Genomic DNA, 23537 nt, shown 5'->3' on the forward strand with positions numbered 1-23537 from the left:
TTATATGATTTTTCTTAGAAATGGAGAGATTTACACTCCGGAAGAGGTTATAAAGGGAAATATATTGATTGAAGATGGGAAGATTAAGGAAATCGGCGATTTAAATCCACCAATGGGGGCGGAAGTGATTGATTTAGGTGGGAAGATAGTTGCACCGGGGTTTATTGATGTTCATACTCACGGTTTGGGTGGGTATGATGCGATGGATGGGAGGTCAGCGATTGAGGAGATATCCGCTCTCTTGCCTCGCTATGGTGTGGTTGGTTTTCTTCCCACTGGTGTTGCCAGTTCACATCAGAAGCTGATTGATTTTTTGAAGGATGTGAGGGAAGCAAGGCGAAGGGGAGCAAAGATATTGGGGGCGCACTTGGAAAGCCCTTATATAAGTATGGATAAGCGGGGAGCCCAGCCACCCGAAGCAATCCGTCCTGTTGATATGAGGGAAATTGAAGAACTGATTGAGGCGGGAGTGAAGATGGTGACGATTGCTCCCGAGGTGGAGGGCGCCTTAAAAGCTATAAAAAGATTGAAAGAAGCGGGTGTTATAGTTTCATTGGGGCATAGCAATGCGAGCTGGGAAGAAGCTTTGAAAGGGATAAACGCAGGAATAAGCAAGGCTACTCATACCTTCAACGCTATGCCGTCCCTTCACCATCGCAATCCTGGGTGTGTGGGATTGATGCTTGTTGATGAGAGGATTGCTTGCGAGGTCATAGCGGATTTCATTCATCTTCATCCAATCATAGTAAAGCTTATCATCAAGGCTAAGGGAAAGGATAAAGTGATACTCATCACGGATTCCGCCTCTTATGCTGGTTTGCCGGATGGGGAATATAAGTGGATGGATGGGAGGATAGTGGTAAAGAGGGAAGGGAGAATTGCCTTTAAGGATGCCCCGGATGTGCTTGCGGGAAGCACTTTGACCCTTGACCAAGCAGTTAGAAATGTCGCTTCCCTCGGTTTTCCCTTAAAAGAGGTTATTCAAATGGCGAGCCTAAATCCAGCGAGGGAAGCAGGTTTGGAGGGGATGGGGAGAATAAGGGTTGGCGGAAACGCCGATTTGGTCGTATTAGATAGTTCTCTTCAAGTTCAAATCACGATAATAAATGGTGAAATTATTTATAAAAGACTTGACTAAACAAACCTTATCGTTTTAAAATTTTAATTACTATGCTGACTGAGGAACAATTGGCGAAAATTATAGCGGAGAAAGTTGCCGAGGAGCTCCTCACTTTTAGACGCTGTGAGGAGTGTGTTCGCAATAGGGATATCAGGAGGATTCCAGATAACTTCATTCCCATAGGGGTTTCCGCGCGTCATATGCATATCTCCCAGGAAGACCTTGAAGCCCTTTTTGGGAAAGGTTATCAATTAAGAAAAGAGAGGGATTTGTATCAGCCGGGAGAGTTCGCTTCATCTGAAGTTGTTCAAGTAGTCGGTCCAAGAGGAGTTCTTAGGGTAAGAATCCTCGGACCTGTGCGGAAACAAACCCAAGTGGAACTTTCCCGCACCGATTGCATAACCATAGGCATAGATGCGCCCTATAAATATCCAGGCGATTTAAAAGGAGCTGCCCCAATAACGATAGTCGGTCCCAAAGGGGCAATCTACAAGGAAGCGGCGATAATTCAAGCTCGCCACATTCATACCCCACCCGAAGCAGCTCAGCGATTGGGTATAAAGGATGGCGAGCTCGTGAGCGTTAAAGTCGCTGGGGAGAGAGGCGTGATATTCACGAATGTTTTGGTGAGAGTGTCTGAGAGATACCTACTTCAAATGCATTTAGATACGGATGACGCTAACGCCGCGGGGGTAAACTGCAATAATTTGGCTGAATTAGTGAGGCTTTAGTGATTAGGGTAGGCATAGTTGGCTGCGGGACTATAGGAAGTGAGATTGCTGTAGCGATAGATGAGGGGAGGGTGAATTGTGTCCTTGTCGCTTTATGGGATAAGGAGAGGGAGAAAGCCGAGGTTCTTCAAAATCGCCTAAAAAATCAATCCCCGAGAATTGCTCCACCTCTGTCCTGGGTGGATGAGGTGGATTTAATAGTGGAATCGGCTTCCCAAGAAGCAGTAGGCGAGTTATTACCTCTTGTCATTGAAAAGGGAAAGGATATTTTAGTGATGAGCGTGGGCGGATTGATAGGGAGGGAGGAATTGATAAACAGAGCGAAGGAGAAAAATTGTCACATCTTCATTCCCTCAGGTGCCCTCGCTGGCTTGGACGCCGTTCAATCCGCAAATATAGGGGAGATAAAGAGCGCTACTCTCACAACCATCAAGCCACCAAAGGCTTTATCAGGCGCTCCTTATATAGCCCAGAAAGGCATTGACCTTTTCTCCTTCAATGAACCAACTATCATATACGAGGGAAATGCCAGAGAAGCTATAAAGTTCTTCCCAGCAAATGTCAATGTAGCAGCTGCTTTATCCCTGGCGGGAATAGGCGTTGATAAAACAAAGGTAAGAATCGTAGTTGACCCAAGGGCAAAGACGAATATCCATAAAATAGAAGTAGAAGGCGATTTCGGGAAAATAACCACTCAGACGGAAAATAATCCTTCCCCCTCCAACCCTCGCACAAGCTACCTTGCCGTTCTCTCCGCTATTGCCCTCCTTAAAAAATTAACTTTACCACTGAGAATCGGGTGATGTGGAATGGTGCAACGATTTGAGAAAGATATGGTTATTAGTGAGATAGAGTGCAGAAGGGGGTATACTTGCGTTAAGGTGAGGTTTAAGGAGAAAAGCGAGGTAGGGAAGATTTTAGGGACTCTTGCAGAGGCTGACATCCATTTTACCATTCCAAAGATACACGAAAACTCCCTCAACTTCGTGCTTCCCCAGAGCGAAGAAAAGAGAGCATTGGAAATATTGACGGACATGGGTTATAATCCCCAATTGCTTTCCGGGTGCTCTCTCGTGATAGTCTATGCTCCAGATATGAGAAACCTCTTTGGGATTATGGTGCAAATATTGGAAGCAATGCTCAAGGAGGGCGCTGAAGTGCTTCAGGTGGGGGATGCTTATAACTCCGTTTCCTGTTTGATAAGAGACGAGAAATTAAAGGGTGCGATTTCTTCTTTAAAGGAATCTTTTCCAAATACGGCGATAAAATGTGAGCTAAGCTGAAGGAAGGAATGGTATGAGGATAATAGTTCAGAAGTTCGGTGGAACTTCTCTTGCTGACCAAAGCGGGCGAGTACAAGCCGCGAAAAAGGTCGTTGAGGCAATTCATAAAGGTTTTTCACCTGTTATGGTAGTTTCCGCTATGGGAAGGAAACCCCAGCCTTATGCCACGGATACCCTCCTTTCCCTCCTTGAGGATATCGCTAAAGAGGTTGATGTTGAGCCAAGGGAAAAAGACCTCATAATGGCATGTGGGGAGATAATCTCCACCGCCGTTATGGCGCAATTGCTCAAGACATTGGGGATTAAGGCTATCGCCCTAACAGGGGCTCAGGCGGGGATAATAACCACTCCCGATTATGGAAATGCTCGTATTGTGCGTATAGATACGGAATATTTGCTTTACCTTTTAAGTGAAGGTTATGTTCCCGTCGTGGCGGGATTTCAGGGGATGGCTGAGGCTGTATCGCCACAAGTGCACGGTGATATAACGACTCTGGGGAGGGGAGGGTCCGATACGACTGCAACAGCGCTGGGCGCCGCCCTGAAAGCGGAGAGAGTTGAAATTTACACGGATGTAGACGGGGTTATGACAGCTGACCCTAATCTCGTCAGCGATGCAAGGGTTCTTCCCCGCCTCTCTTATGAAGAAGTAAGCGAGATGGCACACCAGGGGGCTAAGGTTGTCCACCCAAGAGCTATAGAAATCGCAATGGAATATGGCGTGGATGTTTGGGTTAAAAATAATTACAGCGACCACCCAGGCTCCCTAATCACTTCCCAGGAGTCGCTTTCTCCGGAGGAAAAGGAAAGGATAACAGCGATAACAAATCTCGGTTCAATCGCCTATCTCCATATAAGTGTTCAAGAGGAGGACAAACCATATGTGGAAGTGGAAATCTATAAGATGCTGGGCAAATTGCGAGTGAACGCTTACCTGACCTCTATGAGCAACGATAGAATAACTTTCGCTGTTACACGCCAAAATTTATGGAGAGTAAGACGCCTTCTTGACAGTGTAGTCGTGCCTGTCTTTAAAAGGGGAAAGCCGAGACTTTATTTATTTGATACCGGCTCCGATAGGATGTCCTTCCTGATCCAAAGAGAGGAGCTCATGAAATTACACGGCTCCGCTGAGGTGGAGGTTATACCCGTGGAGATAATGGAGAACACCTCCTTGGTTTCGGTCATCTTCTCTCAGCCTACTCTTCTTCAAAAAGTAATGGTCAGACTCCTCTCCGTGCTTAATAAAGAAGGGATATCCTTCATTCAGATAGCTGATTCCCGTCTCTCTGCCTCTGTGCTCTTGAATGATAGCGATGCTCCCCGTGCAGTTAGAGCCCTTCATAAGGAATTCGCCCTTTCTTAAATTTGATTCTTTTTAAGTGTGGCAATCTCTTTCAAAATTATAGCGAGTTTAAACTAAATGTTCTTTTATAAGCTACAATTGCCACCCTTATGTCAAAATAACACACCAATCGTCTTTCTTCATAATTAAATTCATTGTTATACCTCCTTACCTTATTTTGGTATACTTTGTCAAGCTTTTTTACTAACTCTTCTATTTTCATTGAAAGTTCAAATGGGTTTATCTCTTCCCGCAGTGCCCTTAGCTTTTCCTTCTCTTCCTCCGGTATATTTTGAAGAGAACATACCCTCCCATAGGGCGTGTTTACATCGTATAGCTTTTTCACTTTGCCGCCTTCCCTAATCTTACCTATGAGCTTCATCGTCGGATGGAAAAGATTGTGTCTCAATGCTAAAAGCCTTAAAAGCTCGGAAAGTATTACAAACTCTTCCTCCCTATCATATCTTCGCCAACCGGTATACTGTCTGACAAGAAACCAGTTCTTGCTCTCCACATAAGGGGCATCGTTCTTGTGATAGGGGCGAGACCGCCTAAACTCTATACCCTTACTTGGGCAGAATTTATACATATGGGCGTTTATAAACTCCGAACCGTTATCTACATGTATCCTCTTCACAGATATCGGCATGCTCATTACTATATCATTCATTCCCTCAACAACCCATTTCATTGCTTTATTGGGGAGCAAAAGCAACATAGTTCAATCCGTGGTTATTTCCGTAGCGGTAAGGGTAAAAGCAAATTCGCCTTTCGCTGACTCGCCACTATGATATAATAGGTCTACCTCTATGGTCCCTAGCTCCTTCTGTTTATCAAAGTAGCTCTCTACCATAATTGATTTCTTCACATTTGAGTTGAAGGGATTGCTTTTATACTTATTCTTTGTTTTCCATTTCTCCCTTATAGGTTTCAACAACCTTTCTATGGTTGAGGCGCTCATTTTGAGCAATTTTTCCTTGTCCTCTGGTTTTACGTCTCTCAATTCCTCGCTATCAAACAGCCTGTCAGCGTTATATCTTATGTAGTAGCAGTGCTTGGAGGAGATAAAACCGGAAGCCTTCCAAATCTTTTCCAGGGGAGGAATAAGCTCAGCAGTATATATCTTTTATGTTTGCTATCTTTTGCTTACGGGTATATAATCCTTTAGGTATAGAGGCAAGCATCTTCTTACACCTCCTTTTAGAAGGGTTTATAATGGAATAAATTGTAAGGGATGCTCGCCTCTTTCTTCCAGCAGATTTTTTGAAGAAACAAGCCTGTTTCGAATTAATTATTTTTGAGGAACGGCGCCAATTTGACAAAGTGTTTTAAAATTGTTATTATTAAGTTGGCAGGCGATCGGCTTAAAAATAACTTTCGGAGGTGAGTGTCATTATTTTAAGAAGGTGTTTGCCTTTCCTGCCCCTGATGTTTTTTATTGCCATTTATGGGCTGAGCAGGGAGGTGGAAAGAATAATCGCTGTGGAAGAGATTCCTCCGCCCATCCAACTGAAGCCGGATAGAAACTTAAGGGAGGGAATAAGAATCACACTTAAAGAGGGAAAACCGGGATTAAAGAAGGTCCGTTATGAGATTATAAGGGTGCGCGGGAAAGAGGAAAAAAGGGTTATTGAAGAGAAAGTAATTCGTCCACCCATCCCCACGGTAGTTCTTCAGGGAACAGGTCGGCATTTGACTTCTCGTGGCGGTGTAAATAGGGTAAGGAAGGTATTGAAGATGGTCGCTACCGCTTATTGTGCTGGGCGTGGAGGAGTCGACAGGGTAACGGCTACAGGAGTGAGGGCTGAATACGGTATAGCTGCGGTTGATAGTAGAGTCATCAAATTGGGAACTCTTCTTTATGTTGAAGGGTATGGCTTGGCTTTAGCAGCAGATAGAGGTAGGGCGATAAAGGGCAACAGAATAGACCTCTTTATGGAATCCTACGCGGAAGCTAAAAGGTGGGGGAAAAGGGTAGTTACCGTTTATATTCTGGAATAAGAGGAGATATAGTTATAAAGCTTCTTAAAGAAGAAGGGATAGCCCTCTCAAAGGAAGAAGGGCAGCATTTCCTCCTTAACAATTTCATTCTCTCTAAAATATGTGATGTGGCAGAATTGGGAAAGGATGACGATGTTCTGGAAATAGGAGCTGGCATTGGCAATCTCACCAGCATCATAGCTGCGAGGGCAAGAAATGTGCTCGCTGTGGAAATAGACCAAAGATTTCTGCCTTTGCTGAAAAGAAATTTATCCAGGTTTTCTAATATAACCCTGCTTATCGCTGATTTCCTGAAGCTTGGCGAAGAAGAAATAAAAAGGCATTTATCAACGCCTTTTAAGGTAGTCTCTAACATTCCATTTTCCATCACTGCCCCAATACTTCAGAGAATCGTGGATTTAAGAGGAAATCTTTCGCTTGCTGTTATAACTGTACAAAAAGAAGTCGCAGATAAACTCCTTCCCCCACCCAACCGCTATGCTACTCCCTTATCTTTATATGTCACTTATCATTTCAAAATCCAGCGTAAATTCATCATCCCCAAAAAGGCTTTTTTCCCGCCTCCCGAAGTTGATGCGAGGGTTATAAAACTCATCCCTCAACCTCCGCCCATTGAGATTCCAAACGAGGAGGAATTCTTTGAATTCCTGAGAAATATTTTTAGATACAAAAGAAAAAATATTCGCAACGCCTTGAAGTTTTCTGGATATTCCATTAAAGAATGTCCTCTATCCCTTGATAGGCGCCTTGAAAGCCTCTCCTGGGAGGAATTGAGATGTCTGTTTCTTTCCAAAGAGAGTTAACCCTGAAGGTAGGCGCCAAGCTCAACCTTTACCTCGCGGTTGTGGGCAGGAGGGGAAATTATCACCTTTTGGAGACGGTTTTCCAAAGCATAGACCTCTATGATAAAATAACCATCAGGGTTGAGGGTGAAGGGATAAAATTGAAATGCGTTGGCATAGAAGCAGGGGAAGATAATTTAGCTTATCGTTCTGCTTTGGCTTTTAAAGAAGCGTTTGGTATAAAGGAGGGAATTTCCATAGAGCTAGAGAAGGGAATCCCTGTAGCAAGGGGATTAGGAGGTGGAAGCGCTGATGCTGGTGGCGTCCTTTTGGCTCTCTCCAAGCTGTTCTCTATTCCCCGGGAGAATCTCCTCCCGATTGCCTCCTCCTTAGGTGCCGATGTCTCCTTTTTCCTTTATGGTGGTTGTGCAATCGGCAGAGGTATAGGGGATATAATAGAACCCTTGCCCTTTATGCCTCGTTTTCGCTTTCTCCTTATCATTCCTCCCTTCCCAATCTCAACCTCTCTCGCATATTCTCGCCTTGAACCACCTTTTGAACCCTCAAATTTGGATAAATTCATTGAAGCTCTTGAAAAATCTGATATAATAGAGGTAGAGAAATTTATGCGAAATGATTTAGAAAAAGCGGTTTTCCCATTATTTCCTGAGCTTAAAGAAGTAAAAGAGGAGCTTAGGGAAAGAGGATATCCTACTCTTATGACAGGGAGCGGTTCGGCACTTTTCTCCTTCCTTCAAGGAGAACCACCAACATTTCAAAGAGAAGGTTGGCAAACCATAGTGGTCAATCCAACTCCCAAAGCAGTTGTTTGGAGTTGATAGTAATGGAAGCGATAGTCTTAGCGGGAGGCAAAGAGAAAAGAGCGCTTATGAAATTGGGCAACAAACCCCTCTTGTCATATGTTTTAGATGCCCTTTTGGCTTCCCGCTATATTGATAAAATCTTCGTTGTGGGGGATGACCTTCCCCTTCCTCAAAGCGAAAAAATAGTTTCTCTTTCGGAGGGCAGGGATTTCATAGACAACCTTTTAAGAGGGATGGAGCAGTGTAAAAGTGAATATGTTCTTGTTTCCTCCGCTGACCTTCCATTCCTTACCCCCTCCGTGATTGACAAGTTCATTGAGAAAGCTCTACCGCTGAAGGCAGACTTCGCCTATCCCACTGTGAGCAAGGAGGTCTTTGAGAAAAAAGCACCTGAGATAGACAAAACATTCGTAACTTTGAGGGAGGGGAAATTTGCGGGAGGAAATGTCGTGCTTTTGAGCAGGGAATTCGTATTAAAAAGAAGGCCAGTGATAGAAAAGGCTTATGAGGTTCGCAAGAGCCCTTTGAAGATTGCTTTCTTTTTAGGATTTGAGTTCTTCCTTCGTTTTCTTCTTCAGCAAATCGGCATTCCCGCCCTCCCCTTATATCAAGTTGAGAGATTAATGAGCAGAGCTTTGAAGGGGAATATCCGTTCAGTTCTCGTTGATTTTCCCCATTTATCAGCCGATATAGACGATGAGAAGGACCTGAAATGGGCGATGGAAAGAATGAAATATACTCCCCCTATTCTAGAATGAAGTGGAATTATGCTAATCTTGAAAATTAGTCCAAAGAGAATAGCGAGAAAAAAGATAGAGATAGCGAGCAAATTGTTAAGGGAGGGAAAGCTGGTGGCTTTCCCAACGGAAACAGTCTATGGTTTAGGCGCTTCAGCTTTTAATAGGGAAGCCATTGAGAGAGTTTACGAGATAAAGGGAAGGGGAAAGGAGAAAGCCTTGACAGTTCATATCGCCAATAAAGAGGATGTTAATTTGTTTGCTAAGGAGATTCCACCGATTGGTGAGAGGCTTATCTCTCTTTTTTGGCCTGGTCCGTTAACGATAATCCTCCCCAAGAAGAAGGAAGTGCCAAAGGAGATAAGTCCAACGGATAAGGTCGGGCTGAGGATGCCAAGCCATCCAATCTCCCTTTATCTATTGGAGGGAAGCGGACCAGCTGTTGCGCCCTCAGCGAATCTATCTGGCTATCCAAGCCCAACCACTGCGCAGATGGTTATTGAGCAGTTGGAGGATAAGATAGATTGCCTCATTGATGGCGGTAAAACACCTTTAGGAATAGAGTCAACGGTTATAGATGTTACCGATAAACCCGTTATACTGAGGGAGGGAATGATAACAAAAGAAGAGATAGAGAGAGCTATTGATGAAGAGGTGGAGATAAGGGAAGTGAGGAAAGCGTTTGTTTTTCCTGCAAGAGTTATAGTGGTTGAAGGAGAAGAGCCGGAGAAGATTGCCGGGGTGATAAAAAAGACAATCAAAACTACGGATGGGGCAGGTGTTATCGCTACGAAGGAGGTATGTAGTTTATTGCCGAAGGGGATAAAAAAGGAGAGTTGGGGTAGCAGGGAAGATGTTATGGGGATAGCCAGGAGGTTCTTTTCCGTTTTAGACAAAATGAAAACCTATAATCTTCTAATTGTGGAGAATCCTCCTGCTGAGGGAATAGGGAAAGTTTTGCGGAATAAACTTTTGCATTTTGCGGAGGAAGTCGTTAAAATTTGTTGACTTTTATCTTCAATCCATTTAAACTATCATTGTATCAAATGGCTCTTAGGAGCCTGAGAGAAATTTTTTGTAGAAAGGAGGCAAGATGCCTGGCGTTAAATTAGCGCCAGGCAGAGAAGCATGCCAAAAGGTCATGTGAAGTGGTTCAATGACAAGAAAGGGTATGGCTTCATCACGATGGAGAATGGCGAAGACATCTTCGTCCATTACACAGCCATATCCGGTGAAGGCTATCGCACCCTGAAGCAGGGTGACGAAGTTGAGTTTGAAGTAGTCCAAAGCAAGAAGGGACTACAGGCTTCCAAGGTAGTAAAGATAGGCTAACTTTGGAAGTAAGGGGGCGTCCGCAAGGCAATGCCTTGCGGACGCCCAAAAATAAGGGAGGTTTGAAGATGCAGGTGATTATCACCGGCAAAAACGTGGAAATCACTGACGCAATAAGGAATTATATCAATAAGAAAATAGGAAAGTTGGAAAGATTTAAGCAGGAGATAATAAAAGCCGAGGTCGTGCTTGAGGTTCAAAGAAATTGGAGGAAGGTGGAGGTAACCTTAAAAGGAGACGGGTTCTTGGCAAGGGGTGAGAAAAGAGCAAATGATATGTATGCTTCTATAGACGCTGTGGTTAATAAGCTGGAAAAACAGCTTAAAAGATTTAAGGAGAAATCGCAGAGAAAAGCTCGGGGAGAACTCCCAATTCCCCCATCTGAACCTCTCGTCGTTCGTCGCAAGGCAGTATCATTAAAGCCTATGAGCGAGCAAGAAGCAGTAGAACAGATGGAGCTTTTAGGACACGATTTCTTCCTTTTTATCAATTCCGCAGACCAGAAAACCTCCCTCGTCTATAAAAGAAAAGGAGGAGGTTACGGCTTAATTACAATAGAGTAAAATCAAAATTATTAATAGGAGGTGATTTTTTATGCGTATAGGAGTGCTCACCGGCGGCGGTGATTGCCCCGGTTTAAATCCTGCTATTAGAGCGGTTGTCTATAGGGCGCTTGATTATAAAGATGAGGTGATTGGACTTCGTGCGGGGTGGGCGGGGCTTCTTAACAAAGACACTGTTCCCCTTGGTCTGGAGGATGTAGAGGAGATAATATCCCAAGGCGGGACCATCCTTCACACCTCTCGAACAAACCCCCTCAAAAAAGCGGAAGATTTGGAGAAATGCATAAGCAACTTCAAGGAGCTCTCCCTTGATGCCTTAATCGCCATCGGCGGGGATGACACGCTGAGCGTTGCGAACGCTCTTTACAAAAAAGGTATACCAACAGTTGGTGTTCCCAAAACAATGGATAACGACCTCTCGGGCACCGATGTTACCTTCGGTTTTGACACTGCTGTGACCGTTGCTATGGAAGCACTTGCTCGCCTAAAGGATACCGCTCGCTCCCATTTCAGAGTGATGGTCTTTGAGGTTATGGGAAGACACGCTGGCTGGGTAGCTCTTTATACTGCTATTGGAGGAGGCGCAGACTATGTCCTTATACCAGAGGTTCCCCTGGATATGGACGCTCTCGTTGAACATATAAAGAAGGTAAGAGAAAGAGGGAAACCTTATGCAATCATCGTTGCCTCCGAGGGAATAGAGCTCCCCAAGGAAGAAGAGGAGGAAGTGCGAGTTGATGCATTTGGACACAAAATACTAAGGGAGAGACAGGTAGCGAGTTGGCTTGCCGACCAAATAGAGAAAAGAACTGGTTATGAGACCCGCTGGGTGCAGATTGGACACATCCAGCGAGGTGGTCCTCCCACCCTTTATGATAGAATTCTCGCGACAAGGCTTGGCATAAAGGCTGTTGATATGGTGCATCAGGGAGAGTTCGGAAAGATGGCCGCGATAAAAGGACAGGAGATAACGAGCGTGAGCCTTGAGGAGGCTGTGGGAAAGACTAAAACCGTTCCGAAGGAGCTGTTAGAGGAATTCAAGACCTTGTTTAAATAAAGTATGCCCGAGATAATCGCCCTGGGGGAAATCCTTATAGATTTCGTCTCCCTGCGTAAGGGTTTCCCCCTGTGGCGAGCTCCAGGCTTCTTAAAGGCAGCTGGCGGCGCGCCGGCGAATGTAGCTGCTGGGCTTGGTAAGCTGGGCGCTGATGTTGGATTCATTGGAAAGGTGGGGAACGACCCGTTTGGGCTTTTCCTAAAGAATACTCTCCAGGAATGCAATGTGGATACTTCTCGCATCTTGATAAGCCCTCGGTATAGAACGACACTTGCCTTTGTCTCCTTAACCGAGGAAGGGGAAAGGGATTTCGTTTTCTTCCGCCACCCGGGAGCGGATATGATGCTCTCCCCAGATGAAATAGATGAAGAATATATAAAGGATGCGAAAATTCTCCATTTCGGCTCTATCTCTCTTATCAACGAGCCCTATCGTTCAGCTACCTTGCGTGCCCTTAGAATAGCAAAAAATAACGGACTTCTCATCTCCTATGACCCCAATCTTCGTATTTCCCTCTGGGAAAGCGAGGAGAAAGCGAAGGAGGGAATTAATTTGGGATTAAGCTTCGCCGATATAGTTAAGCTCAGCGAGGAGGAACTTTATTTCCTCACCGGGAAGGAAATAGAGGAGGGATGCGCTGAGATATTGGAAGCTGGGAAAAAGCTGGTCGTCATAACTTTGGGAGAAAAAGGATGCTATTATTGCACCAAGGAGGGGAAAGGATATGTTGAGGGATTTAAAGTTAAAGTGGTTGATACGACAGGTGCGGGGGATGGATTTGTGGCAGGGATGCTTTACAAAATATTAGAGTTTGGTGAGGATTTCCCTAAAAGAGGGGAGGAAATATTCCGCTTCGCCAACGCGGTTGGTGCTCTAACCTGTGGGAAAAGGGGTGCTATAAGGGGTTTGCCCACCCTTCGGCAGGTGAGGAGGTTTTTGGCTAAGAGATGAGGATTGGTGTCTTAACAAGCGGAGGAGACGCCCCTGGGATGAATGCCGCTATAAGGGCTGTTGTTCGCACTGCGATTTATTATGGAGCTTCCGTGGTGGGGATAAAAAAGGGGTATCAAGGATTAATAGACGATTTAGTTATCCCTATGGATGCATCTACAGTGGGAGGGATTATAAACAGGGGAGGAACGATATTGGAGACGGCGAGGGCGGAAGATTTCAAGAGAAAGGAAGTGCAGAAAAAAGCGGTTGAGAACATCAAGAAACGCGATATAGATGCTTTGATAGTTATAGGCGGAAATGGAACGCTGAAGGGGGCGATTTCCCTTTATAAGGAGTGGGGAATTCCCCTAAATCAGGTTGCCTCAACCATTGATAACGACCTTCCGGGCACTGATGTGACAATTGGATTTGATACCGCGGTCAATACCGCTTTGGAGATAATAGACCGCATAAGGGATACGGCTGTTTCCTTTGAGAGGATATTCGTTGTTGAAGTAATGGGAAGGGATAGGGGATTTATCGCTTTGGAGGTAGGGATTGCAGGTGGGGCGGAGTTCATAATTATTCCCGAGGTTCCCTTTGAGTTCGGCAAGTTGATTAAGAAGATAGAGGAGGGGAAGAAAAGGGGAAAGCGCTCCTGTGTGATTGTTTTAGCTGAGGGTGCGGGGAAGGCAGATGAACTGGCGAAAAGGATAAAGGAAGAGACGGGATTGGAGACGAGGGGGAGCGTGGTTGGTTATGCGCAGAGGGGCGGTTGTCCTACAGCTAAAGACAGGATATTGGCGACAATGCTTGGGGCGAAGGCTGTTCAACTTTGCATGGAGGATAAATTTGGTTATCTTGTTGGAATCAAGGGAGGGGAGGTATCGGCAACACATTTCAGCCAATTGGAGGGGGTGGAGAAAAAAATTGACTTGACACTGCTTGAGATAGCGGGCATACTTTCAATATGAAATTAGAAGAATTCAAAGAGATAGTGAAGCGGGAGTTCGGAGCTAGATTGGAACATGCAACGCCGGCGAATGTGCAGGAGTTCATAATGAGCTTTTACGCTGGGCTAAGCGGTAAGAGGGAAGGCAGATATGATATAGAGGAGAGAGCTTCATCCTATGAGGAGATAGTAAAGGATTTTCTCGCTAGTGTGCTGGAGCATCCATCTGACGAAGCTATTATTTTGCTATGGCTTTTAGCTTTGGAGCTCCTTTTTGCCGTCATTGAACCGATTGAAAGAGAGAGAATAGGAAAATTTTTAAATAATTTGCAAGAAGATATTTGACAAAAAATCGTTTTCCCATTTATACTATTTGAAATTATAATATTAGCAGGAAGGAGGTGAAACAATTGGCTACTGGCGGAAAGCAGGTAAGCCCGGCGGTAGCGGTGATAGTCATCATCATCGTGTTGGCTATCATCGTCGCGGTGTACTTCTGGGCTGCCGGAGCTAAGAAGCCTACCGGGGCGCAGCCTCCAATGGGCAAGATGGGACCCAATATGCCTGGAGGCAAGGGTCCGGGTATGAATATGCCTGGAGGCAAGGGTCCAATGATGCCCGGTGGTCCCGGAATGAAGGTACCCGTGGCACCGCCGACCGGCGGCGCGCCTGAAGGGGCGCAAACCGGACAGTAGGAAACAAAACGGGTGGGAGGGTTATTTTCCTCCCACCCGCGCCATACTATAATTTATAAAGGGTGAACGCTATGAAATACAACGAGGAATTAGAAGAAAAAGTAAAGAAAGGACAAGCACCAGTAGAAGTCGTTCTCTTCCATGGAGCGGATGGTGCTAATCTTGCATACAAACACGGTTTCATCTGCTCCTGGAAGGAAGATGGGATATGGTTCCACGAGTTTGAAGTCGCCTTCTCAACTCGCAGGAAAGGCGAAGTTAAGTTTAGGGACCATATCCACTTCATTCCTTGGGGGAGTATAAGGGATATAAGAGTTCTCGTAGGTGAAGAGGCTGTAAGCTTGGAGGAGGCGATGAAGATTATAGAGATAGCGGAGAAAGAAAAAGAAAAAGAAGGGATACCATAAGAATTTGAGCGGGGGTCCTAAGCCCGATACTAAATTTTGGGACATTGCGAGCGCGATAAAATTTTAGTGGGAAAGGACTCCCGCCTTTTTATCACTTAATTTCTTGATGTAGTGAACTAACCGCTTTAAAATTATAGATATGTTAGTTCCATTAGATTGGCTGAAGGAGATATTAAATATTGAGCTACCCGCGAAAGAGATTGCCCATATCCTCACTATGCTCGGCTTCGAGGTAGAGGGGATAGAGGGCACCGAATCTCCTATATTCAACATAAAGGTAACCTCCAATAGAGGAGATTGCCTCTCCATCATCGGAATAGCAAGGGAGCTTTCCGCCAAGCTCTCCCTTCCCCTTAACCTTCCACATTTCACAGTAGAAGAGGGGGATAAAAGAGCGGAAGAGCTTGCGGAAGTGGAAATTTGGGAACCAGACCTTTGTCCTCGCTACTGCGCCCGCATAGTTTTAGGGGTTGAGGTCAAGGAAAGCCCTCCTTGGCTTCAAGAGCGGCTCGCTAAGGCGGGTCTAAGAGCGATAAACAATGTGGTGGACGCGACAAATTATACTATGCTCCTCACCGGTCAGCCGATTCATGCCTTTGATTACGACCTTTTGAGAAAAAGGAAAATAATCGTTCGCCGAGCTAATGAAGGTGAAAAGCTTATAACCCTTGACGGGGTTGAGAGAGAATTATCCTCCGATATGCTCGTCATTGCCGATGCAGAGAGAGCCGTCGCAATCGCGGGAGTGATGGGAGGACAAAATACAGAGGTCACCTTTGGAACAGAGAATGTCCTGATTGAGGCAGCTCATTTCAACTCCGCTTCCATTCGCAGGACCTCTCGTGCGCTCTCTATGTCAACCGATGCCTCCTATCGCTTTGAGAGATATGTGGACCCCTACCTTCCACCCCAAGCAGCGACCTATTGTGCCTCCCTCATCAAAAGTCTTGCCGGAGGAGAAGTAGCTAAAGGAATTATAGATGTCTATCCCCAAAAGATATTCCCAAGGATAATAGACTTTCCTTATAAGCTAACAAATCAGCTTCTTGGCACGAATCTCTCCAAGGAGAGAATCATCTATTATCTAAAAAACATAAATTTGGATGTTCGGGATGAGGGGGAGAAATTGGTCGTCATCTGTCCTACTTATCGTCCCGATTTAAAGGAGCCAGCTGATTTGGTGGAGGAGATAGCCCGCCTCTTTGGCTATGATAACATCCCCACAACCCTCCCCCTCGCAAGGGTTAGTCTCGGACACAAAATGGAGGCGCTCGCCTTTGATGATGAACTCAAGGAAATACTTCTCCGTCTCGGACTTTGGGAGATTACAACCCATAGCCTTATAAGCAAAAGCGAAAGAGAGAGATTTTTCATAGATGAAGATATCATTGGAGTTCGCAACGCCTTGAGCGAGGAATATTCATACCTTCGTCCCTCAATTATTCCCTCTTTAGCGAAAGTTGCTTCTCACAATTTCTCTTACGGCATCACGGATATAGCGGTTTTTGAGATTGGGAAGGTCTATAGAAAGGAAGGAGAAGAGAAAGTCCTGGGGATAGCGGTTGCTGGCGGGAGGGAGAAAAGCTGGCGAACGGGCAAAGAGGGATTGATAAACGATTTCTTTTACATGAAGGGAATATTGGAAAGCCTGCTTGAAGCTTTAGGGATAAGAGGCGATTTCCAACCGGCTCAACATCCCCTCCTAAATCCCCTATGCTCCGCGAAAATAGAGATAGAGGATAAGGACATTGGGTTTATCGGCGAGATTGGAGAGCAATTGAGGGATTTTTATGATATAGATAAACCACTTTATCTCGGCGAGATAAGCGTTGATAGATTAAGGGAGGAAAGAAAGGAGAAAAAGATTTTCTCCCCTCTACCTAAATTCCCCTCCGTTGAGAGGGATTTATCAATCATCGTCAAAAAGGAATTGACGGCTGGGAGAATAGTAGAGATAATTAGAGAGGTAAGCGGAGATTTGCTTGATGATGTTTTCCTTTTTGATGTTTATGAAGGGAAGCCGGTTCCGGAAGGGGAGAGGAGTCTCACTTTCTCCCTAACCTTCCGCGCCAAGGACAGAACCCTATCATCTGAGGAAGTAGATTCGCTGGTGAATTTAATAAAGAATGTTTTAAAGGAAAGATTGGAGGCGAAAATAAGAGAATGAGCAAGGACGAGCAGCTTGGGAGCGTTTCAGTTAAGGAGATAGAAGAAGCTATCTCCGAGGTTAAAGGCGTTAACGGTGTTAAAGTCGTAGCAGATGGGGAAGGCAAAATTGAGGAAGTCCATGTTATCGTTGATGCGAAGCGCTCTCCCAAGCAAGTGGTGAGGGATATAGAATCTGTTCTATTGGCGAAGTGTAATGTAGCAGTTGACCATAGGAAGATAAGTGTTGCCCAGATAGGCGAGGAACCTCGTTCCGCTCACATCCGCCTTCAATTCCTTGATATTTCCCTCTACATATCTGCTATAAAGGCGAGGGCTTTCGTGAGGTTGAAGAGGGGAGACGAGATAGTGGAGGGGGAAGCCGTCGGTCCAGCGAGCACAAGAAACATCCCTTATCTTTTCTCTCAAGCTACATTGAAGGCGATTGAAAAATGCCTTCCCGAGGAGGTTTCCCTTTCCCTTGACGACTTGATGATAACGAATTCAAAGGGGAGGGAAACGGTTGTCGTCCTCATAGACCTTGTGACCTTGAACGGAGAGGAACCGCTTGCCGGCGCCGCCCTGGTCAAGCAGGATATCGGAAAGGCAACTGTTTTGGCTACATTGAACGCCATAAACAGGCGGCTCGGGATTTATTTAAGCGAAGCGGCACCAGAGAAGGAATGAAAAAGCCCCTTATCCCCCGGCGAAGCGGAGCGAAGCCGAAAATCAAGCTGAGCGGGAGCGTAGTGTCTCACCCCTGAAATAGCGGAGAAGGGGTGAAGAAAAAGCCAGGAGGTGAGAGATATGGCGAGGTTTTACAAAATCATCGCCGCCGTCCTGGGCTTCCTCCTGCTCGGCGGAGCTTCCACCGTTTTCTGGCCCACATAGCCGGGCGGATGAGGGGATAAGAAAGAAATGGAGCGAAGGCTCTTAAAATTACAAATCTACGCCTGGACCCTGGGATTAACATCCCTACCATTTCTCATCATCCTTTCGCGTTACTTCCCCTTTTCCCCCCTTGAACCCCTTTTCCTTATCCTTCTTGTCCCTGCCACTCTCCTTTTCCTTTATGGCGTTTCTCTTCCATTGGGAGGAATGGAAGTAGTACCAGTATTCCCACTGGTAACGACGGCTATTATATTTTACGGTCCAGCAGCCGGAGCATGGCTTCATTCTTTTTCTTTTTTCCTATCGGTCTTCTTTAATCAAAAAAGGAGAGCATCCCTTTTAAGCGGCGATTTTAAAAAATCACTTCAAGGTTTATCCTTCCTTTTCATCAATATGGGTAGCTTTACTTATTCTGGCGGAATCACGGGTTTATCATGGGTCTATGCCAGTCATTCCTCACCTCCCTCTCAATGCTATCTACACATTTCCGCTCTTTGTTTAATGGGAATAATATATTTTGTCTTGGATACCGTTTCTATGAGCATAGCAGGAGCGCTGTGGACAGGTAAATCGTTTGCGGAGATTTGGCTGACAAATTACTCATGGAGTGCCATTCTTGTCTTCTTAGAAGTCGCTTTGGGCGTCCTCTATGTTCTTTTGTATCTCTTGGGTGGAATCCCCCTTCTCTTAATAGGTTTCTCTTTCCTTGCGGTTTTGCGTCTCGGTTATCTTGTTCATTTGGAGAAGATAAGGATTCTCAACCTCTTTATGGAGCTTCTCCACGAACAGCTTGCGAGATTGGATTTACCAACTAAGGAGCATTGCGATATGGTGGGAAGATTGGCTTCAGCCGTCGGGAAAGCTATGGGAATTCCCTGGTGGAGAAGAGAACAGCTATCATATGCGGCGAGGCTTCACGACATCGGGAAAATAGCAATTGATGAGAAGATACTTGAAAGTACCCAATCTCTTACTCCTCGTGAAAGGGAGGAGATACGCAGACATACTTCCGTTCCCTATCAAGCGATGCGCGAAGTTCCCTATCTTCGCCATGTAGGCTATTGGATACTCCTCCATCACGAGAAGGAGGACGGCTCTGGCTATTGGGGAAGGATGGGGGATGAGATTCCAATAGAGGCGAAGATATTGGGCGTTGTTGATGCGATTCATGCCCTTATATCTCCTCGCCCCTATCGCTCCGAAAGTCCATCTTTTACTCTCGAAGAGGCGCTCCAGATTTTGTATGAGGAAGCAGAGAGGGGGAAGTGGGATAAGAGGGTTTTGGATACTATGAGACATATCTTTAGCCAAAACAAAGAAATCAGGGAGATGCTCAATGAGGGGTAAGGTCATATGGAGAATTTATCAGGTAGCGGTCATCACCTTTTCTTTTTATCTTCTTTTCAAAAATGTCTCCCTTTTTTCCGAGAGCTTTTTCGCTTTAAACTTCAGGCAATGGGAAGCTTATATCTTTCTTTCCTTCCTGCTTTTACTCAGCGAGGTTTTTTATGTTCCGGGCAGGGAGGAAGATTTCCTCACCACCAGCTATCCTTTCTCCTTAACCCTTCTTTTAAGTCTTGGATTTCCGACAACTATTTGGACATTTTGGTTAATTTCCTTTCTTATCCCCACTATCGCTCATAGGGATAATATACTTCGTTCCCTTACAGAAAGTTCGTTAAAAGTCGTCTCGCTATACCCAATCCATCTCTTGCTTATCGCTATGGGAGGGAGGGGGGAAAATGTTCATCTCGTAGTTCTGAAGACAATCACCTGCGGTGTAGCCTACTTTGTCTCTGATAGGGTAATTGTCGGCTTGGAAACAGCTCTAAAGCAGGGAAGAGTTTTTAAGAAGAATTTTTGGTTAAGCAGGTTAGAGGAAAGTTATCTTTGGTATATCCTCTTGCTTTTGGGTGCAATTATCTGTTCTGCGGCGTTTGATACTCCTTTTCAAATGGCTATATTCGGCATATCGGGTTTCTTGCTAATCTTGTTTATCTACATAATGCGTGCCACATCTATGAATCGTATAAACACTCGGGGTGTATTTGAGGCTTTCTCGGAGATAGCGGAGGGGAGATGGATGGGCATGGTTGGACATGGAAGAAGGGTAGGGATGCTTGTAGACGAAATAGCTAAAGATTTGGACATTCCCTATGATGAAAGGGAGAAGATAGTATTGGCATCAATAATTCACGATATAGGCATAGTTGATGTTCCCTATGACATATTAAATTATCCCACGGAGGATGGGGAGAAGTCTGATGAGTTCAAATATCACGTTGTAAGAAGCGCGGAGATTATAGAACATCTCGGACATCTCCGCACGGTTGCTGATTATATTCGTTATCATCACGAACGACCCGATGGAAGCGGATATCCAGAGGGGAAAAAGGGGGATGAAATCCCATTTTGGGCATATGTAATAGGTGCCTGCTGTGATTTTGATGATATGACCTGCTATAAATCCTATAGAGAGAGAATCCCCCCAGCGCAGGCAGTGCGTTTTATGGAGGAAAATTCGGGGAAGCTTTATGACCCAAGGGCTGTTGAATTACTGAAAAAGGCAGCGAAGAGGTTGGGACGTTATTAGAAAAGGAGATTGTCTCGCAAAAGATTTGCCCTTTGCTTATCCCTTTCCTCCACCTTCATCTTTCTTCCAAAGAAAAACTGAATTGTGGTAGGGCGAATTAGGAAAAGGAGAATATCTATTTTCTCCATAGGAATCGGAATGATATCTTCAGCAGAGGCGAGACGCAGGATTGAAAGAAGTTGGGTTGCGGTGTAAGTAGAAAAGTGGCTTGCTGAAGAAAGACGAGCATAGGCATCCTCTATTCTCTCCTTTATAGTTGTCCTCTTTAAAAGAAGCTCTCTTTCCTCTCTTTCTTTTTCATCTAAAATGGAGATAGCGGTTTCTATTTCTTTGAGGCTTTCCTCTAATTTTATTCCCAGCGTTCTTCTCGTTGATATTTGGTATAAAAAGCCCATCGGTTCGCTTCCCTCTCCCAATAATCCCCTGATTTCCATATCGGCGAGAAGATTCTCAATGTAATTCCTCCCTCTTAATAGAGTGAGAGCGGGAAGGTGGGCGATGGAGGAGAAGCGAATTCCCGTTCCGAGATTGCTGGGGGAAGCTGTGAGAAAGCCAAGGCGAGGCGAATGGGCGAAGCCAATTTCTTTTGCCCAGTATTCCTCCAGCTGAAAAGCTCTACGTATAGCCAAGTGAAGATTTTTCCCTTTCCCGAGTGCGGATATCCTTATATGGTCTTCTTCATTTAGCAAAACGGAGAGCGACGCATCGGGAGAGATGAGGAGCGCCCTTCCCTCGCTTTCCCCTCTTGCAAATTCCCTGCTGATTAGGTGTAATTCCGCAAAAAGATTTTTCTCAGATGGAGAGAGTTCTTGTAGAGGAAAGAAGAAGAGAAAGGGAAAATTGCGTTTTTCCCAAGCATCATAAACTATTTTCACAACTCTCTCCAATTCCTCCCTTTTAGCCCATTGAGGAAAGGGAAGGTTAGCGATGTTCCTTGCGATTCTGATACGAGAAGATAGAAAGATTGGGTCGCTCTCTCCCTCAAGCCAAAGGAGAGGGTTTATGCCTCTAATATTTTTCAGAGAGTTCATCCTCGTTTATATCTCTGAATATGATTAATGAAGGGAAGAATTAATTCGTAGAAATGCTCGTAGCAGAGGGGGCAGCCGAGCTTGCCAGTTTTGAAGAATTCGGTTAAGGGAAAATTGCAGGCTGGACAAGTGAGGGAAGAGGGGAAACTTGGTATTCTAAGGAGTTGAGAGGAGGGATAGCACCGAGCACAAATATCACAGATAAGAGAAACTAAAAGCCTCTCTTCCTTTCCCTTGATATAAGCTATATATGTTGCCTCCCTTAATCCACAGTCACCACATTTCAAACTATTTCCCCCTTAATCGTCTGTAGGAGTTCGTTGTGGTCCACTATATCAAATAAATAGTTGATTCTTTCCTTATTATACTTGGCTTTCTCAACTAAGGATTCTATTAAGAAAGCTCTTTCTGGATGTGTATTTTCAGTTATTTTAAATGGAATTCCCGCCAGATTGAGAGTGTTAACTATTTCATCCCTTGCTCTTATGAGACCGTTATAGCAGATTCCGAAGTCTTTATCGTTTTCTACCGTGGCCGGAGTTCCTTCTATGTTAAAAAGCACACCTCCAACGAGATAAATATTCTTTATTCCGCCTTTTTTCAAAACTTCTCTAAATTGCTCCCTTTCAAGCAAGAGTCTTACAAATTGAAACCTTTCCTTCAATCCTATCTCTAATTCACTTTGAGGTTGGAGGCCTATAAGTAATTTGCGTAGTTTCATGAAGCACTCTAAGGTTTCTCGCAGATTATTGTGCTTTCACCCCTAATTGCCCTATTCCTCGCGCCCAAGAGGGGATTGAGTATCAATTTATCACTGCTTTTCATCCCCAAATACTTTGCCTCTATCTTCTTCATCTCTATGACAAAATAATCAAATGTTTCCAAGTGATTCATTGGGATTATCCCACTCTTTTCTCTCTATTTGCTGAAATATTTCCATTTAAATCCTTTCCTTAAGGGATAAAGGTTGTGGAAAGCGTAGGCATTGGTATCGCCGAATGTATCAATAAAATCTGAATAGTAGCTCTCCGTTAATCCCTGTAATTCCAAATCCAAAAATTCAATATCGGCTATCGTTTGCATCCAAAAGCCAAAGATGTTTTCACCCTTCGGCTTGATATAGTTTTGAAATTCTTTAGAATAATCCTCCACTATCTCCTCCGCAGAGGGGAAATCGTGAGTGCCGAACATCGTCTCCTTTCCCGACCAAAGCTCCCCTTCGCTCATTTATTTATATACCTCCACTCCTTCTGTCTTGACATATTCATGGAAATCTTTCATTAGAAGAAGGGTAATCTCTCCCGGCACTCCACCGTTTATCTCTCTCCCATCAACTTCCACTACGGGCACTATCTCCGCCGCTGTCCCGGTTAAAAAGCACTCATCAGCGGTATAAACTTCGTAGAGGGTAAAGGGCTTTTCCTCAGTTATTATCCCTCTTTCCTTTGCCAGATCAATTACTGTTTGGCGGGTTATACCCGGTAGAACCCCCAAATGTAATGGAGGGGTAATGAGGGTCTTATTTTTTACTATAAATATGTTGTCTCCCGTAGCTTCAGCTACATATCCCTCAATGGAAAGCATAATCGCTTCGGGCACATTGGCCCTATTCGCTTCTATCTTTGCCAAAATATTGTTGAGATAATTTAAGGATTTTATATTGGGATTGAGGGCTTGAGGGGAATTCCTACGAGTGGAGACAGTGATTATCTTCATTCCCTTCTTATAAACTTCCTCGGGATATATGGCTATCTTGTCCGCTATTATGACAACTGTGGGATTGGGACATTTTTGAGGGTCCAAACCCAAGTCTCCCTCTCCCCTTGAAATAACTATCCTTATATACCCATCCCTCAAATTGTTAGCCCTTACTGTTTCAACTGTGGCTTGGAGAAGCTCCTCCTGGGTAAGGGGTGGCTTGAGGTCTATTGCGTGAGCGGAATAAAATAGACGCTCTATATGCTCCTTAAGCTTGAAAATCCTTCCGTTATAAATCCTTATTCCTTCAAAAACTCCGTCTCCATAAAGGAAGCCGTGGTCAAAAACGGAGACTTTCGCTTCCTCTTTAGGAACGAGCTTTCCATTAAGATAGATTAACATTCCCGCTTCCTCCTT

30 protein-coding genes are annotated in these 23537 nt (G+C 44.8%); 21 read left to right on the forward strand and 9 right to left on the reverse strand.

The annotated features are described in order from the left end of the window. Positions 1–4 precede the first annotated feature (4 nt). Genes nagA through H5T88_04750 form a run of 5 tightly spaced genes read left to right on the forward strand, consistent with a single transcriptional unit; the run spans position 5 to position 4500 of the window. Positions 5–1138, forward strand: a complete 1134-nt coding sequence (nagA, locus tag H5T88_04730) for an N-acetylglucosamine-6-phosphate deacetylase (protein ID MBC7329647.1) — start codon at positions 5–7, stop codon at positions 1136–1138. Between the two features lie 32 nt (positions 1139–1170). Further along, complete coding sequence (gene pduL / locus H5T88_04735) at positions 1171–1851, forward strand: phosphate propanoyltransferase (GenBank protein ID MBC7329648.1); 681 nt, start codon at positions 1171–1173, stop codon at positions 1849–1851. Further along, positions 1851–2654, forward strand: a complete 804-nt coding sequence (locus H5T88_04740; GenBank protein MBC7329649.1) for an aspartate dehydrogenase — start codon at positions 1851–1853, stop codon at positions 2652–2654. Before pduL ends, H5T88_04740 begins: the two co-directional genes overlap by 1 nt. Before the next feature lie 6 nt (positions 2655–2660). Continuing rightward, a complete protein-coding gene (locus H5T88_04745) occupies positions 2661–3134 on the forward strand; it encodes a hypothetical protein (protein ID MBC7329650.1) in 474 nt (157 codons plus the stop codon). Between the two features lie 13 nt (positions 3135–3147). Next, positions 3148–4500, forward strand: coding sequence for an aspartate kinase (locus H5T88_04750; GenBank protein ID MBC7329651.1), 1353 nt, complete (start codon positions 3148–3150; stop codon positions 4498–4500). 37 nt (positions 4501–4537) lie between these two features. Here the strand turns inward: H5T88_04750 and H5T88_04755 are convergent, their stop codons facing one another. Together H5T88_04755 and H5T88_04760 are read right to left on the reverse strand one after the other, a co-directional pair. Then, positions 4538–5149: a DDE-type integrase/transposase/recombinase gene (locus tag H5T88_04755; GenBank protein MBC7329652.1), complete on the reverse strand. Its 612-nt coding sequence runs from the start codon at positions 5147–5149 to the stop codon at positions 4538–4540. A 51-nt stretch (positions 5150–5200) separates the two neighbouring features. Continuing rightward, the gene (locus H5T88_04760; GenBank protein ID MBC7329653.1) at positions 5201–5482 is read right to left on the reverse strand and encodes a hypothetical protein; all 282 of its coding nucleotides are present in this window, start codon (positions 5480–5482) and stop codon (positions 5201–5203) included. Between the two features lie 425 nt (positions 5483–5907). On the opposite strand from H5T88_04760, the gene H5T88_04765 reads away from it, so the two are divergent. The 11 genes from H5T88_04765 to H5T88_04815 all read left to right on the forward strand — a co-directional run bounded on the left by H5T88_04765 (position 5908) and on the right by H5T88_04815 (position 14005). After that, complete coding sequence (locus tag H5T88_04765) at positions 5908–6480, forward strand: G5 domain-containing protein (GenBank protein ID MBC7329654.1); 573 nt, start codon at positions 5908–5910, stop codon at positions 6478–6480. Then, complete coding sequence (rsmA, locus tag H5T88_04770; GenBank protein ID MBC7329655.1) at positions 6441–7283, forward strand: ribosomal RNA small subunit methyltransferase A; 843 nt, start codon at positions 6441–6443, stop codon at positions 7281–7283. The genes H5T88_04765 and rsmA overlap by 40 nt, the downstream gene beginning before the upstream one ends. Further along, entirely contained in the window at positions 7256–8101 is an 846-nt protein-coding gene (ispE, locus tag H5T88_04775) for a 4-(cytidine 5'-diphospho)-2-C-methyl-D-erythritol kinase (GenBank protein MBC7329656.1), read from the forward strand. The genes rsmA and ispE overlap by 28 nt, the downstream gene beginning before the upstream one ends. Before the next feature lie 5 nt (positions 8102–8106). Continuing rightward, positions 8107–8844: an NTP transferase domain-containing protein gene (locus H5T88_04780; protein MBC7329657.1), complete on the forward strand. Its 738-nt coding sequence runs from the start codon at positions 8107–8109 to the stop codon at positions 8842–8844. 9 nt (positions 8845–8853) lie between these two features. Then, positions 8854–9831: a threonylcarbamoyl-AMP synthase gene (locus H5T88_04785; protein MBC7329658.1), complete on the forward strand. Its 978-nt coding sequence runs from the start codon at positions 8854–8856 to the stop codon at positions 9829–9831. A gap of 120 nt (positions 9832–9951) precedes the next feature. After that, positions 9952–10155 carry a cold shock domain-containing protein gene (locus tag H5T88_04790; GenBank protein ID MBC7329659.1) on the forward strand — a complete coding sequence of 68 codons (204 nt, stop codon included), beginning with the start codon at positions 9952–9954 and terminating at the stop codon, positions 10153–10155. A 68-nt stretch (positions 10156–10223) separates the two neighbouring features. After that, complete coding sequence (gene raiA / locus H5T88_04795) at positions 10224–10718, forward strand: ribosome-associated translation inhibitor RaiA (protein MBC7329660.1); 495 nt, start codon at positions 10224–10226, stop codon at positions 10716–10718. Positions 10719–10749: 31 nt separating this feature from the next. Next, positions 10750–11775, forward strand: a complete 1026-nt coding sequence (locus tag H5T88_04800; protein MBC7329661.1) for an ATP-dependent 6-phosphofructokinase — start codon at positions 10750–10752, stop codon at positions 11773–11775. Positions 11776–11778: 3 nt separating this feature from the next. Further along, on the forward strand, positions 11779–12726 hold the full coding sequence (locus H5T88_04805; protein MBC7329662.1) for a hypothetical protein: 948 nt from the start codon (positions 11779–11781) through the stop codon (positions 12724–12726). After that, a complete protein-coding gene (pfkA, locus tag H5T88_04810; GenBank protein MBC7329663.1) occupies positions 12723–13682 on the forward strand; it encodes a 6-phosphofructokinase in 960 nt (319 codons plus the stop codon). Before H5T88_04805 ends, pfkA begins: the two co-directional genes overlap by 4 nt. After that, positions 13679–14005, forward strand: coding sequence for a hypothetical protein (locus tag H5T88_04815; protein ID MBC7329664.1), 327 nt, complete (start codon positions 13679–13681; stop codon positions 14003–14005). Before pfkA ends, H5T88_04815 begins: the two co-directional genes overlap by 4 nt. Before the next feature lie 34 nt (positions 14006–14039). Here H5T88_04815 and H5T88_04820 read toward each other — a convergent pair whose 3' ends face one another. Beyond that, entirely contained in the window at positions 14040–14234 is a 195-nt protein-coding gene (locus H5T88_04820; protein ID MBC7329665.1) for a hypothetical protein, read from the reverse strand. A gap of 183 nt (positions 14235–14417) precedes the next feature. Here H5T88_04820 and H5T88_04825 point away from each other — a divergent pair, with 183 nt between their 5' ends. The 5 genes from H5T88_04825 to H5T88_04845 all read left to right on the forward strand — a co-directional run bounded on the left by H5T88_04825 (position 14418) and on the right by H5T88_04845 (position 20391). Continuing rightward, positions 14418–14762, forward strand: coding sequence for a hypothetical protein (locus H5T88_04825; protein ID MBC7329666.1), 345 nt, complete (start codon positions 14418–14420; stop codon positions 14760–14762). 139 nt (positions 14763–14901) lie between these two features. Continuing rightward, the gene (locus tag H5T88_04830) at positions 14902–16929 is read left to right on the forward strand and encodes a phenylalanine--tRNA ligase subunit beta (GenBank protein MBC7329667.1); all 2028 of its coding nucleotides are present in this window, start codon (positions 14902–14904) and stop codon (positions 16927–16929) included. Beyond that, complete coding sequence (locus H5T88_04835) at positions 16926–17594, forward strand: hypothetical protein (protein MBC7329668.1); 669 nt, start codon at positions 16926–16928, stop codon at positions 17592–17594. The genes H5T88_04830 and H5T88_04835 overlap by 4 nt, the downstream gene beginning before the upstream one ends. Before the next feature lie 231 nt (positions 17595–17825). After that, the gene (locus tag H5T88_04840) at positions 17826–19145 is read left to right on the forward strand and encodes an HD domain-containing protein (protein ID MBC7329669.1); all 1320 of its coding nucleotides are present in this window, start codon (positions 17826–17828) and stop codon (positions 19143–19145) included. Continuing rightward, positions 19135–20391 carry an HD domain-containing protein gene (locus tag H5T88_04845; GenBank protein MBC7329670.1) on the forward strand — a complete coding sequence of 419 codons (1257 nt, stop codon included), beginning with the start codon at positions 19135–19137 and terminating at the stop codon, positions 20389–20391. Before H5T88_04840 ends, H5T88_04845 begins: the two co-directional genes overlap by 11 nt. Here H5T88_04845 and H5T88_04850 read toward each other — a convergent pair. The 6 genes from H5T88_04850 to ilvE are packed head-to-tail and all read right to left on the reverse strand — an operon-like array spanning position 20388 to position 23522. Then, positions 20388–21422 (reverse strand): hypothetical protein, encoded by a 1035-nt coding sequence (locus H5T88_04850; GenBank protein ID MBC7329671.1) that lies wholly within the window; start codon positions 21420–21422, stop codon positions 20388–20390. The genes H5T88_04845 and H5T88_04850 overlap by 4 nt on opposite strands. Then, positions 21419–21709 (reverse strand): hypothetical protein, encoded by a 291-nt coding sequence (locus H5T88_04855; protein ID MBC7329672.1) that lies wholly within the window; start codon positions 21707–21709, stop codon positions 21419–21421. Before H5T88_04855 ends, H5T88_04850 begins: the two co-directional genes overlap by 4 nt. After that, on the reverse strand, positions 21706–22143 hold the full coding sequence (locus H5T88_04860; GenBank protein MBC7329673.1) for a hypothetical protein: 438 nt from the start codon (positions 22141–22143) through the stop codon (positions 21706–21708). Before H5T88_04860 ends, H5T88_04855 begins: the two co-directional genes overlap by 4 nt. A gap of 8 nt (positions 22144–22151) precedes the next feature. Continuing rightward, complete coding sequence (locus H5T88_04865; GenBank protein MBC7329674.1) at positions 22152–22316, reverse strand: hypothetical protein; 165 nt, start codon at positions 22314–22316, stop codon at positions 22152–22154. A 24-nt stretch (positions 22317–22340) separates the two neighbouring features. Further along, positions 22341–22649 (reverse strand): hypothetical protein, encoded by a 309-nt coding sequence (locus H5T88_04870; GenBank protein ID MBC7329675.1) that lies wholly within the window; start codon positions 22647–22649, stop codon positions 22341–22343. Then, positions 22650–23522, reverse strand: coding sequence for a branched-chain-amino-acid transaminase (gene ilvE / locus H5T88_04875; protein MBC7329676.1), 873 nt, complete (start codon positions 23520–23522; stop codon positions 22650–22652). Between the last annotated feature and the right edge of the window lie 15 nt (positions 23523–23537).

Source organism: bacterium (assembly GCA_014360495.1).
In the GTDB taxonomy this organism is placed as follows: domain Bacteria; phylum Armatimonadota; class JACIXR01; order JACIXR01; family JACIXR01; genus JACIXR01.